Origin of the sequence: Enterobacter sp. MGH 16 (assembly GCF_000493175.1) — a bacterium.
GTDB lineage: Bacteria > Pseudomonadota > Gammaproteobacteria > Enterobacterales > Enterobacteriaceae > Enterobacter > Enterobacter roggenkampii.
Genome location: NZ_KI535695.1, coordinates 1945714 through 1957184, shown reverse-complemented (window position 1 = coordinate 1957184; position 11471 = coordinate 1945714). Strand labels below are relative to the sequence as shown.

Below are 11471 nucleotides of genomic sequence, written 5' to 3'. Positions count from 1 at the left end.
CAAGGACAGCCGTATGACGAATACCCCTGCGATGAACCGCTACAGCTGGTATGGCAAGTTACCCAGCGCCGGAGATTTTTTGCAGCGCCGCTTTCCTGACACCTTACAGCGCCAGTGGTCGCACTGGTTCCAGGTCGGTCTGCTGGCCTGGCAGCAGGAAGAGCAGCGCAGCGGCGAGCGCCCGTTTCAGAAAGCACCCGTCTGGAATTTTGTGGTACCGCCCATGCTGGGCAGCCAGATGATCCAGATGGGCTGTCTGCTGCCCGGGCGCGACAGCGTCGGCCGACAATACCCGGTTTGCATTCAGCTGAGCTTCGCCCCGTCAGAGTGGTCGACCAGCCTGCTCAGCCAGGCCGAAAGCTGGTATCAGCAGATTGGTCGTCTGGGGCTGCACGCGGTGCGCAACAGTTTTTCCGCCTCGCAGCTCGACGAGATGCTGATGTCCATTCCGGCGCCGCAGCCGGTCGAGCCGCAAAAGCGCTCCGACATCCTGGATGTGATTGGCTACGACGAGGACGGCCAGAGCACGCTGGGCTGGCCTCAGGCGGCAGAGTGCTTTGACCCGCTGCGTCAGACCAGCTACTGGTGGACCAACCGCTGCGACGGATACCCGCTCTACACCCACGTGCACAGCGGTAACTTTACCGGGCAGCTTTTCACCCTGCTGTTCGATCCGGCAGGGGGCGCCCGTCCGGGCCGTCACGGTCTCTATCCGCCTATGTTTGAATAAGCAGGGATCTCATGAATATCGAAGAATTTCTCGCGCCCATAAGCCCCGACAACCCCTGCGGCGAAAACCTGGAGTACGACGCTGACTTCCAGGCGATGAACCAGGCAAGCCTTGGGAAAGCGGAACAGCAGTTTGGCGACACCATCATCCCGGCGGAGCCTGCTGACTGGAACACGGTCGAAAAATACGCCACCAGCCTGCTGACCCGCACCAAAGATCTTCGCGTCCTGCTGGCGTTAACCCATGCCTGGACCCGCCGTCGCGGGCTGGCGGGCTACGCGGACGGATTGCTGCTGGTGCAGGAGGCGATCGCCCGCTACTGGGAGCCGCTCTATCCGCTGCTCGAAGAGTACGGTGAAACCGACCCGTTCTACCGCATCAACGCTCTCGCCGGGCTGAGCGATAAATCCGAGCTCACCGTCGCGGTACGCAACGCCTCGCTGCTGCGTTCTAACGGCGATGAAATTTCGCTGCGTGACGCCCAGGCGCTGCTGGACGGCAGTAAAACTGAATGTCCGGACTATCCCGGCGGGCGCCCGCGGCTGATTGACGAGCTGGCTCGCGGCGACCAGCCGGGGACCGCCGCGGTCATCGTCATTAACGAACGTCTGCTGGCCATTCGCGAGCTGCTCATCGGGCATCTCGGTGAAAGCGGCGTACCTGAGATGGAACAGCTGCTGAAAACCGTGGGGTTGGTGGCCAGCGCCTGTCAGGTGACCGACATCAGCAAGCTGCTGCCGAACCGTGATGCGCAGGCTGAACCCCAGGCTGAGCAGCAGCCGACGGCTACGCAGCCCGTTCAGCCGGTGACCGACTGGCGCAGCGTGCAGGTCACCAGCCGCGCCGACGCCCAGCTGATGCTGGAAAAAGCGAAGCAGTATTTTGCGCAGTACGAACCGAGCCACCCCGCACCGCTGATGATTGAACGGGTGCAGCGGCTGTCAGAACTTAACTTTATGGACATTATTCGCGACCTGGCGCCAGACGGCGTTAACCAACTGGAAAACATCTTTGGGCGCCGCGAATAGCGCGTCCAGGCATTATGACGTCAGGCATGGAGCCTGTCGTTTCACCTTCACCGCGCATCTTTGATGGAGAACATCATGGCAATGAGTAACAGTGGGCAGAAATTCATCGCACGTAACCGTGCCCCCCGCGTGCAGATCGAGTATGACGTAGAGATCTACGGTGCAGAACGTAAAATTCAGCTGCCGTTTGTGATGGGCGTTATGGCCGATCTGGTCGGCAAACCGGTGGAAAACCTGCCGGCCGTCGACGAGCGTAAATTCCTCGAAATTGACATCGACAACTTTGACGAACGCATGAAGGCGCTGAAGCCGCGCGTGGCGTTCCAGGTGGACAACACCCTGACCGGCGAAGGTAAGCTCAACGTCGATCTGACCTTCGACAGCATGGACGACTTCCTGCCGGACGCGGTGGCCCGCAAGGTTGAGCCGCTGAACAAGCTGCTGGAAGCGCGTACCCAGCTCTCCAACCTGCTGACCTATATGGACGGTAAAAACGGTGCGGAAGAGCTGATCGCAAAAATTCTGCAGGATCCGACGCTGCTCAAATCCCTGAGCCAGTTGCCGAAAAATGACGAAAGCGCGAAAGGTAGCGAGGAATAATCGATGAGCAACCAGACTCAACAACACGAGCAGCAGGCGGGTCAGGCGTTCAGCCAGGATGAATTCAGCGCGCTGCTGAACAAAGAGTTCCGCCCGAAAACCGACCAGGCGCGTTCCGCCGTCGAAAGCGCGGTCAAAACCCTGGCGCAGCAGGCGCTGGAAAATACCGTCACCTTCTCGAACGATACCTACCGCACCATTCAGAACCTGATTGCCGGTATCGACGAACAGCTGTCACAGCAGGTGAACCAGATCATTCACCACGAAGAGTTTCAGAAGCTGGAGAGCGCCTGGCGCGGTCTGAGCTACCTGGTGAACAACACTGAAACGGACGAGATGCTGAAGATCCGCTTTATGAGCATCTCCAAGCAGGAGCTGGGCCGCACCCTGAAGCGCTACAAGGGCGTGGGCTGGGACCAGAGCCCGATCTTCAAGAAAATTTACGAGCAGGAGTACGGTCAGTTCGGCGGCGAGCCGTTTGGCTGCATCGTCGGCGACTACTACTTCGACCACAGCCCGCAGGACGTTGAGCTGCTGGGCGAAATGGCGCGCATCGGGTCTGCGGCGCACTGTCCGTTCATTACCGGTACCGCACCGGGCGTGATGCAGATGGAGTCCTGGCAGGAGCTGGCCAACCCGCGCGACCTGACCAAGATCTTCCAGAACACAGAATACGCCGCCTGGCGTTCACTGCGTGAATCCGAAGATGCCCGCTATCTGGGCCTGGTGATGCCGCGCTTCCTGTCGCGCCTGCCGTACGGCATTCGCACCAACCCGGTCGACAGCTTTGACTTTGAAGAGCAGACCGACGGCGCGAACCACAACAGCTATTCCTGGGCGAACGCCGCGTACGCGATGGCCGCCAACATCAACCGCTCCTTCAAAGAGTACGGCTGGTGCACCTCGATTCGCGGCGTGGAGTCCGGCGGGGCGGTGGAAAACCTGCCGTGCCACACCTTCCCGAGCGATGACGGCGGCGTGGACATGAAGTGCCCAACCGAGATCGCCATCAGCGATCGTCGTGAAGCCGAGCTGGCGAAAAACGGCTTTATGCCGCTGGTTCACCGTAAAAACTCCGACTTTGCTGCCTTCATCGGCGCGCAGTCTCTGCAGAAACCGGCCGAGTACCACGACCCGGATGCCACCGCCAACGCGCGCCTTGCGTCTCGTCTGCCGTACCTGTTCGCCTGCTGCCGCTTTGCCCACTACCTGAAGTGCATCGTGCGCGACAAAATCGGCTCCTTCCGCGAGCGCGAAGAGATGGAGCGCTGGCTGAACGACTGGGTCATGAACTACGTCGACGGTGACCCGGCGAACTCCTCCCAGGAGACCAAGTCCCGCAAACCGCTGGCGGCTGCGGAAGTGCAGGTGCAGGAGATTGAGGACAACCCTGGCTACTACGCCGCGAAGTTCTTCCTGCGTCCTCACTACCAGCTGGAAGGTCTGACCGTTTCCCTGCGTCTGGTTTCTAAACTGCCGTCGCTGAAGACGAAAGACGCGTGATGACGATTGCCGGCTCGAAGGAGCCGGCCATTTGAACGTAAAGAGCTTAGCTAATTTCTGTCAGTGAATAAGGATATACGGTGAAACATAGACTTTTGATCGCAACCAGTTTGCTGGCAGTTTCTACTCTGGCAAGCGCGGACGCTGGAAATTATAAATACCCTCAAGCGGAAGCATTGCCTCAGGATGACACATCAAACTTCCAACGCGATCCGACGTTGTTAACGGGATACGATTTAAATTTGAGTGCAGATCGTTTCGCTAAAGCCTGGCTGTCGAAAACGAATGAACGTGAACGCATCAAGGCAAATATGTATCTTCTCGGCGTAGTCGATGCGTCTGAGGGCACTGCATGGTGCAAGGGCAGGCCTTTTTTGCCAAATACGCTACATGAGTTTCTCTATTCTCGTTTTGCGAACTTATCGAAACAGCAAGGCGAGGAACGCGCTTCAAAAATCATCATTGACGGAATGAAAGAATTACGCCCGTGCAAAAAGGAGAGTGACAAATGAGACCATTATACGAACAACTAAAACGTCAGCATTACTCTTCAAATCATACCCGCGCGGGTTTTGCCTCGGGTGAACAGGTCTTCTCAGAAATTGGCTATGATTATTCAACGATTATCAAGCAGCAACCGGCATACGAAAATACCTGTGCGGTAAGAATGAGTCTGGCATTGTTAAAATGTAATGTTGAATTCACAGGGCGTTTACCCATAAAGTCGGGCCCCTATAAAGGAAAAACAATCGAACCCGGCGCAAAATTACTTGCGGATCAACTTTATAAATCACATGTGTTTGGCAAGGCAGAAATCTTTACCGATCGCGAGGCGGGTGCGCGATCGATGTTGGGCCGAAAAGGCGTTGTTTTCTTCAATAAAATTGATGGGTATGGCGGTGGTCATATCGACCTTATCGAGCCTCTGAGTAATAATTCGTTTATATGTAACTCCGATTGCTTTCCGTACTGTCAGGAAATCTGGTTTTGGGAATTAAAATAATTTCATCCAGGCAGCTAAAGACAGCATTTCTTTTGCTCGCTTGCTTATGTTTTTCTGCTCGCGGCGATAACCCATACGTTGATTTTTATCAGCAGCAAACATACCGGCAGGTAGTTAAAGATTTTGTCCTTGCGCGCTGCCTTGCGCAGGTGGCAGATAAAGGCAGCCAGTTTTCTGCTGACGCCGCTCGCACTGCGAGTGCATTCATTGAGTGGATACCTTTTGATGCTGAAAATGGCACTGAGAAAATGGATGCGCTCATTGGAAAATATAAAGATCACATTAACGGGTTTCATGCTGAGCGAAAGCCCGACGTAAAAGGTGTCACGTTAAATTGTCTGCGTCTTTATCATAGTGACGAACTTAATAAACTTGTTCCTCAATTAATCATCGGAAATCCTGACCGCACCTGGAATCAGGATAATCCACAATAGTAAAAGACTTCACATTCTTTCCATTTATTCCGGGGGAATGTAAGACTGTCAAATGACACGGGTCATTTGATATGAGGCAGAGGTAAAATATGGACGGTTTTATTCAGCCCCATGCTTTCCTGTTTGCCATATAAGTGCTTTTTCGAAAGCAATATTGTTCATCCACGAAGAGTAGATATTATGGCTATTGATATGTTTCTGAAGGTCGAGGGTGTTACGGGCGAATCTAAAGATTCTAACCACACCGGCTGGACTGATATTACCTCCTTCTCCTGGGGCGCTTCCCAGCCAGGTAATATGAGCGTTGGCGGTGGCGGCGGTGCCGGTAAAGTTAACTTTAACGACCTGCACGTTAATGCGCTGATCGACAAATCCACCACCGCTATCCTGAAACACTGCGCCAGCGGTAAACACCTGACCAAAGTTGAGCTGTCCGTTTGTAAAGCGGGCGGCCAGCAGGTGGAATACTCCCGCATCACGCTGGAAGATGTGCTGGTGACCTCTGTTCAGTACACCGGTGCTGACAACGGCGATACCGTTGGTGTGACCTATGCATTCCAGGCTGCGAAAGTGAAACAGCAGTACTGGGAGCAGACCACGTCGGGTGGTAAAGGTGCTGAAAGCAGCGCTGGCTGGAACATCAAAGAGAACAAAGAAGCGTAATTGCGCATGTGGCCGGGGAGTTTTCCCCGGTCATTATCAACCTCAAGAGCCCTCAGGATTGGCGGGCATGATTATGCAAAAGTTATTCGGTGTGTTTGCAGTCACGTTAATGGTCAGCGCCTGTTTGTCTCATCCAGAACAATATCAGTCGCTTTCGGTAACGCTGAAAAATAATGAACCCTGCTTTGCTATCCCTGCTAATTCCGGGTTAGAAGCGCCGGTCACCAGCCATTCACCCACCATTATGAAACGAGCGGGAAATGAATGGAAAACGATATCGCCGCCGTCAACATATAGCCCTGTAGTGACGTTAAATACTCAGCAGTGCAACCAGTGGCGTGGTATCGCGTGGCAAACCGGAGAATATGATGTGGCACAGACAGTGTCGGCTAAAAACGATTCTGTTCGTTATGCCGCGCGATTCACTCTGGAAGAAAACGCTTCGGGCCAATTTACGATCTCTCAGACCGAATAGAATGTGTTATCACCCAAACGCCGCCGTTCTCGCCCCGAGAGCGGCAGCGTTTGAGCGCTAATCATACCAGCAGGAATACGCCATGCGATTCACGATTATTTCTACGAAACCCGGTCATCAGCCGCCGCAAAGCAGCTGTGATTTTTACGCCCCGGGCGGCACCATTGGGCGCGGTACGGATAACAATCTGGTATTGCCGGACAATGACCGCACCATCTCTCGTCTGCAGGCCATTGTTCACGTTGACGCTCAGGGCGAATGCCGCGTCACCAACCGCGGCAGCGTCACCCGCGTGGTTTTAAATGACATTCCGCTGGAGCGGGGACGTCAGGTTGAGCTGCAGGATGGCGACATTCTCGGCATTGATGACTACCGCATTGAAGTGACCGAGCTTATCCACGATACGCAGCCGGTAAGCCGCATGGCGGCCAGCCTGCACCAGCAGGCGCGTCCGACCGTGGCTCCTGCGCCTGCGCAGCAGCCGAAACCGGCGAGTGCCGCACCCCGTGGGAAAGCCGAGCCGACCGCCGTGCCAACGGAGATCTGGGATAGCCTGATGCAGGAGTTCTCCATCTCCGACAGCATCTCCAGTAACCGCACAAAGCCGCAGCCTACGGCATCGCACGATCCGTTCTCCCAGCCTGCGGCTCCGGAGCGTAACGCCGAAGATCCGCTGGCGATGTTCAACGACAGCGATCCCACGCTCGAGCGTAAGCATGTCGATCCGAACACGCTGTTCAGCGACGACGCGCTGTTCAAAAAAGAGAGTATTTTTGACGACGTCACCCCGTCAACGCTGGTGCCGCCGGGCGAGAATAGCCCCGTTAAGCCAGAAGAGCAGGCGACGGATGAGCTCGATCCGCTGGCCCTGTTTGGCGGCAAGTCCAGCGCGCCAGCCGCGCGTAATGACGACCCGCTCGGGCTGATGGGCGGCGCGCCGTTAACCCATCCGGATGACGTGATTAACGAGAAGCCAGCCCCCGTGTCGGAACCTGAGCAGGAAGAGGACGCGCTGGCCGATTCTCCGCTGTTCGCCCCTGAGCCGCAGGAAGAACCGCGTGCTGAAGAGGAACCCGCGCGACCGGATTACGCTGGCTTCACCATGCCGACGCCACAGGCCGTTGCGCGCAGCAGCGCTCAGGCACCGAAGGGCCGCCTGCGCATCGATCCGGTGAATAACGCCGCCGCCCCAACCGCCACGGCAAACAGCGGTGAGAAGGGCGAAGTGCTGCAGGGCGAGCTGCTGGAGGCGCTGCTGGAGGGGATGGGGCTCAGCGAAATGCAGCCCGTTCCGCAGTTTGACCGTGAAAATATGCGTCAGCTGGGGCAGATCCTCGGCATGTTCTCCCAGGGGACCGTGGCGCTGCTCTCCTCGCGCTCCATTCTCAAGCGCGGCGTAAAAGCCGACATGACCATGGTGCTGGACGATGCCAACAACCCGTTCAAGCTTTTGCCGACCGGCAAAACCGTGTTAATCCAGATGTTCGGCACCCCGATGCCGGGCTTTATGCCGCCGACCAAATCCGTGCGCGACGCGCTGATCGATCTGCAGGCGCACCAGCTGGGCATGATCTCCGGCATCCGCGCCATTATTGCCGCGATGCTGCAGTCATTTAACCCGGAACAGCTGGAAGAGCAGGCGAAGCAGAACGGCATGACCTCGCGTCTGGCGCTGCCGGGCAGCCGCAAAGCCGCCCTGTGGGACTACTTTGTTCGCAGCTATGGCGAGACGGCGGGCGAGATTGAGGACGACTTCCACACCCTGTTCGGCGAGGCCTTCCTTCATGCGTATGACATGGAGGTCAATCAGTACAAAGACTCACAGAGCGGATCGGAAGACAAATGAATATCGCAACGGCTTCTCTCTCCCGCCAGGGGACGCGCGCCAGCAACCAGGATCAGACGGGAGAAACCATTGGGGAACGTTCAGCCTGCTTTGTCGTCTGCGACGGCATCGCGGGGCTGCCGGGCGGCGAAGTGGCCGCCGCGCTGGCCCGCAACAGCATTATCTCCCGCTTTGATGGCGACAAACATCTTAATGCGCAGCATATTCGCGACTACGTGCAGACGGCGAATCGCACTATTCTCAGCGAACAGCAGGCCGTTCAGGACTATCGCCGGATGGGCACGACGCTGGTTAGCCTGTTCATTGACCGTGATTACGGGCTGGCCTACTGGGCCCATGCCGGAGACAGCCGCCTGTACCTGTTCCGCCGGGGATGGCTGTGGCATGTGACCACCGACCACAGCCTGGTGCAGCAGATGAAAGATGCCGGGCACCAGACCGACAACCTGAACAGCAATCTGCTCTATCTGGCGCTGGGAATTGAAAACGGCGGGCCGGAAGCGAGCTACAGCGACGTGGTGCAGGTTGAAGACGGCGATGCCTTTTTACTCTGCACCGACGGGTTCTGGCACGGCGTCAGCGAAGAGCAAATGAAGCAGTCGCTGCATATGGTGAATACGCCGCAGGAGTGGCTGACCTTAATGAACCAAATCATTCAAAAGAATGGCGAACAGGAGGGGAATGCCCAGGATAACTATACTGCCCTGGCGGTATGGATGGGCAACCCTCAGGACACCACTTTGCTGCACACCCTCTCTGACGCAGCACAATTTCTTCCCTGCGGAACTGATTAGACACACAAGGAACGATATGAAACTTTGGCTATCGGGTTTGGCACTTCTGGCGGCGACCTCTACCGCGCAGGCTGAAAATTTCCGCATCGTGCAGTCTCCTGCGCAGAAGCTGGATATCTGGATCGACAACATCAAAGACAACACGCCGCAGAGCTGGTGTAAGCCTGAGGTGGCGCTGCGCATTGTGGCGAACGGCAAGAAAGACGTCTCCGTGCTGGAGAACTTTGTGCCGCGTCTTGGCGCGCTGCTGGAACACCAGTGCAGCAAAGTCAATAAACTCAGCTGGACGCTCAACGATCCGGCGGGTACCACGCTGGCGCAGGGCACGGCAGGCAAAGCGCAGGACTGGGCGCTGGTGGTGAAACAGGAGCAGGCCGCGCCTGCTGCGACCGTCACCGCCACCCCAGCCAGCGGCGCGTTACTGCCGCCCGATCAGAACGTGGCTTCCCGCACCGTTGCCGCCGACCGTACGCCGTGGCAGGAGTTTACCCTGCAGGACGGCTGCCACCTGCGCACCTTCTGGGAAGGGGGCGCCTCTGCACCGGCGCTCTTCATTCCGGATTCTGACACCACCCGCTGCGGCAACGGCAGCTGGCTGAGCGGACACACCGTTGTGTCGCAGTCCCGCAACGGCGGGCAGAAAGAGATGGCGGTAACGTATATTCATGGCTTCCCGGTAACCGGGCTGAATCAGAGCGCCGACCCGGAAAACGCGCTGATCACCTCCGTCAACAAAGAGCGCATGGTATTCAGCACCCCAAACAGCGACCAGAGCTGGATGATCCTGCCTTACGACAGCGCCCTGAACAGCTGGAAGAGCAACGGCACCGTCGCGGTGGAGATCTCCCGTGAAACCGCCAGCGACGATGCAAAGCTGCAGGCGCGTATCGCGGCGGTGAAAAAAACCTGGAGCGCCTGGGTGGCACCCGGCACCCCGCTGAATATCGTGCTGATTGACACCCTGCGTCCTCAGCTGCGCGATCCGGCCGTTGGCGCATGGCGCGCGGCAAATTAAGGAATGGCGATGAATACGCTCTATCAACACCTGGCGGGTGAGTCGCTCAACGACGCGCTTGCGCGTCTGGAAGCAGAAATCAAAGCCCGTCCGGCGGATGCCGACCTCCGCGCCGCGTTCGTGCAGTTTTTAACCCTTAGCGGCAACTGGACGCGCGCCCTGACCCAGCTGAAAAGCTGGCTGGCGCTGAAGCCGCAGGCGAAACCCACCGTCACGCTGCTGGAGCAGTCCATTCAGGGCGAGCTGCAGCGCGCGCAGGTGATGGCGGGACAGGCGCGTCCGGCGATGCCTGAAACCCAGTGGCCGTGGCTAACCACCCTTGCGGCGGCGCTGAGCGAGGAGGGCGAGCGCGCGCAGGCGCTGCGTCTGGAAGCCCTTGAACAGGCGCAGGCCACCCCCGGCCAGATTACCCTCGAAAACGAGGAGACGCAGGCCTTTGACTGGCTGATGGACGGCGATGCCCGTCTCGGCCCGGTGTGCGAAACCATCGTCAACGGCCGCTATTTCTGGCTGCCGTTTAACGCCATCGCGGAGATCCGTTTCCAGGCGCCTGCCAGCGTGACCGACCTGGTCTGGCGTCACGCGCTGGTGCGCCTGACGGACGGGACGGAGCAGGTGTGCCAGATCCCGGCGCGTTACCCGTTTGCGGCCGATGCCTCTGACGCGGTTAAACTCGGGCGGACCACCGACTGGCACCCGCTCGATACTGACGGCACGCTCTATGAAGGCCAGGGCCAGAAGGCCTGGCTGAGCGAGCAAAGCGAAAGCCCGCTGCTGTCCTTAAGCCTCGTGACGTTTGCGACGGATGGAGCCGATGAGTAATCCCGCTGGCGAAGGCGATCTGCTGCGCAGCGGCTGGCAAGCCCGCAGCAGGCAGGAGAAGGTGGGGGCGCGCGACAAAATGCAGCCCTCGCTGCTCGATCGCCTCACTGATAACGACCCGGAAAAAAAGCGTGAGTCGGCCAACAGCAATCTGATCACCCACGCCGCCCTGCGCCGCAATGTGCTGCGCGATTTGCAGTGGCTGTTTAATACCATCAACCACGATGCCTCCGGCGATTTAAGCGCGCTACCGCACGTGAGCCGCTCGGTGGTTAACTTCGGCGTCGCGCCCCTGGCCGGGAAAAGAATGTCGGACATCGAATGGCACGACATTCAGCGCAAGCTCACCGAGGCCATCATCAATTTTGAACCACGCATTTTGCCGCAGGGGCTGCAGGTCCGCTGCGTGTCGGATACCTCCTCGCTGGATCTGCACAACGTGCTCTCCATCGAGATCAAAGGGCGTTTATGGTGCGTGCCGTACCCGCTGGAGTTTCTGTTTCGCACCGATGTCGATCTGGAAAACGGCCATTTTGAACTGAAAGATGCGGGGTAATC

At 57.8% G+C, this 11471-nt stretch carries 14 protein-coding genes; all 14 read left to right on the top strand.

What is annotated here, in order from left to right; translation table 11 throughout:
* Positions 1 to 13 precede the first annotated feature (13 nt).
* The 14 genes from tagF (at position 14) to tssE (ending at position 11469) form a co-directional block, all read left to right on the top strand.
* On the top strand, positions 14 to 730 hold the full coding sequence (gene tagF, locus L362_RS13525; protein ID WP_008502646.1) for a type VI secretion system-associated protein TagF: 717 nt from the start codon (positions 14 to 16) through the stop codon (positions 728 to 730).
* Positions 731 to 741: 11 nt separating this feature from the next.
* Positions 742 to 1758 (top strand): type VI secretion system protein TssA, encoded by a 1017-nt coding sequence (gene tssA, locus L362_RS13530; protein ID WP_023344387.1) that lies wholly within the window; start codon positions 742 to 744, stop codon positions 1756 to 1758.
* Between the two features lie 75 nt (positions 1759 to 1833).
* Positions 1834 to 2358 carry a type VI secretion system contractile sheath small subunit gene (gene tssB, locus L362_RS13535; protein ID WP_008502644.1) on the top strand — a complete coding sequence of 175 codons (525 nt, stop codon included), beginning with the start codon at positions 1834 to 1836 and terminating at the stop codon, positions 2356 to 2358.
* Between the two features lie 3 nt (positions 2359 to 2361).
* A complete protein-coding gene (tssC, locus tag L362_RS13540; RefSeq protein ID WP_021240385.1) occupies positions 2362 to 3861 on the top strand; it encodes a type VI secretion system contractile sheath large subunit in 1500 nt (499 codons plus the stop codon).
* Between the two features lie 80 nt (positions 3862 to 3941).
* Positions 3942 to 4373 carry a Rap1a/Tai family immunity protein gene (locus tag L362_RS23850; protein ID WP_021240384.1) on the top strand — a complete coding sequence of 144 codons (432 nt, stop codon included), beginning with the start codon at positions 3942 to 3944 and terminating at the stop codon, positions 4371 to 4373.
* Positions 4370 to 4864: a T6SS effector amidase Tae4 family protein gene (locus L362_RS13545; RefSeq protein ID WP_021240383.1), complete on the top strand. Its 495-nt coding sequence runs from the start codon at positions 4370 to 4372 to the stop codon at positions 4862 to 4864. Before L362_RS23850 ends, L362_RS13545 begins: the two co-directional genes overlap by 4 nt.
* Positions 4849 to 5298 carry a T6SS amidase immunity protein Tai4 family protein gene (locus tag L362_RS0122985; RefSeq protein WP_084832129.1) on the top strand — a complete coding sequence of 150 codons (450 nt, stop codon included), beginning with the start codon at positions 4849 to 4851 and terminating at the stop codon, positions 5296 to 5298. Before L362_RS13545 ends, L362_RS0122985 begins: the two co-directional genes overlap by 16 nt.
* Before the next feature lie 180 nt (positions 5299 to 5478).
* Positions 5479 to 5961: an Hcp family type VI secretion system effector gene (locus L362_RS13550; protein ID WP_008502640.1), complete on the top strand. Its 483-nt coding sequence runs from the start codon at positions 5479 to 5481 to the stop codon at positions 5959 to 5961.
* A 67-nt stretch (positions 5962 to 6028) separates the two neighbouring features.
* A complete protein-coding gene (locus L362_RS23845) occupies positions 6029 to 6436 on the top strand; it encodes a putative T6SS immunity periplasmic lipoprotein (protein ID WP_023344386.1) in 408 nt (135 codons plus the stop codon).
* 82 nt (positions 6437 to 6518) lie between these two features.
* On the top strand, positions 6519 to 8282 hold the full coding sequence (gene tagH, locus L362_RS13555; RefSeq protein WP_023344385.1) for a type VI secretion system-associated FHA domain protein TagH: 1764 nt from the start codon (positions 6519 to 6521) through the stop codon (positions 8280 to 8282).
* Positions 8279 to 9076, top strand: a complete 798-nt coding sequence (locus tag L362_RS13560; protein WP_008502637.1) for a PP2C family protein-serine/threonine phosphatase — start codon at positions 8279 to 8281, stop codon at positions 9074 to 9076. The genes tagH and L362_RS13560 overlap by 4 nt, the downstream gene beginning before the upstream one ends.
* A gap of 16 nt (positions 9077 to 9092) precedes the next feature.
* Positions 9093 to 10091, top strand: coding sequence for a hypothetical protein (locus tag L362_RS13565; protein WP_021240378.1), 999 nt, complete (start codon positions 9093 to 9095; stop codon positions 10089 to 10091).
* Between the two features lie 9 nt (positions 10092 to 10100).
* Positions 10101 to 10913: a type VI secretion system accessory protein TagJ gene (locus L362_RS13570; RefSeq protein ID WP_008502635.1), complete on the top strand. Its 813-nt coding sequence runs from the start codon at positions 10101 to 10103 to the stop codon at positions 10911 to 10913.
* A complete protein-coding gene (gene tssE, locus L362_RS13575) occupies positions 10906 to 11469 on the top strand; it encodes a type VI secretion system baseplate subunit TssE (RefSeq protein WP_008502634.1) in 564 nt (187 codons plus the stop codon). The genes L362_RS13570 and tssE overlap by 8 nt, the downstream gene beginning before the upstream one ends.
* Positions 11470 to 11471: the final 2 nt, after the last annotated feature.

What these genes read in the sequence shown, in the direction of transcription:
- tagF (WP_008502646.1), top strand. Translation starts at nt 14, where the DNA reads ATGACGAATACCCCTGCGATGAACCGCTACAGCTGGTATGGCAAGTTA.
- tssA (WP_023344387.1), top strand. Translation starts at nt 742, where the DNA reads ATGAATATCGAAGAATTTCTCGCGCCCATAAGCCCCGACAACCCCTGC.
- tssB (WP_008502644.1), top strand. Translation starts at nt 1,834, where the DNA reads ATGGCAATGAGTAACAGTGGGCAGAAATTCATCGCACGTAACCGTGCC.
- tssC (WP_021240385.1), top strand. Translation starts at nt 2,362, where the DNA reads ATGAGCAACCAGACTCAACAACACGAGCAGCAGGCGGGTCAGGCGTTC.
- L362_RS13545 (WP_021240383.1), top strand. Translation starts at nt 4,370, where the DNA reads ATGAGACCATTATACGAACAACTAAAACGTCAGCATTACTCTTCAAAT.
- L362_RS13550 (WP_008502640.1), top strand. Translation starts at nt 5,479, where the DNA reads ATGGCTATTGATATGTTTCTGAAGGTCGAGGGTGTTACGGGCGAATCT.
- L362_RS23845 (WP_023344386.1), top strand. Translation starts at nt 6,029, where the DNA reads ATGATTATGCAAAAGTTATTCGGTGTGTTTGCAGTCACGTTAATGGTC.
- tagH (WP_023344385.1), top strand. Translation starts at nt 6,519, where the DNA reads ATGCGATTCACGATTATTTCTACGAAACCCGGTCATCAGCCGCCGCAA.
- L362_RS13560 (WP_008502637.1), top strand. Translation starts at nt 8,279, where the DNA reads ATGAATATCGCAACGGCTTCTCTCTCCCGCCAGGGGACGCGCGCCAGC.
- L362_RS13565 (WP_021240378.1), top strand. Translation starts at nt 9,093, where the DNA reads ATGAAACTTTGGCTATCGGGTTTGGCACTTCTGGCGGCGACCTCTACC.
- L362_RS13570 (WP_008502635.1), top strand. Translation starts at nt 10,101, where the DNA reads ATGAATACGCTCTATCAACACCTGGCGGGTGAGTCGCTCAACGACGCG.
- tssE (WP_008502634.1), top strand. Translation starts at nt 10,906, where the DNA reads ATGAGTAATCCCGCTGGCGAAGGCGATCTGCTGCGCAGCGGCTGGCAA.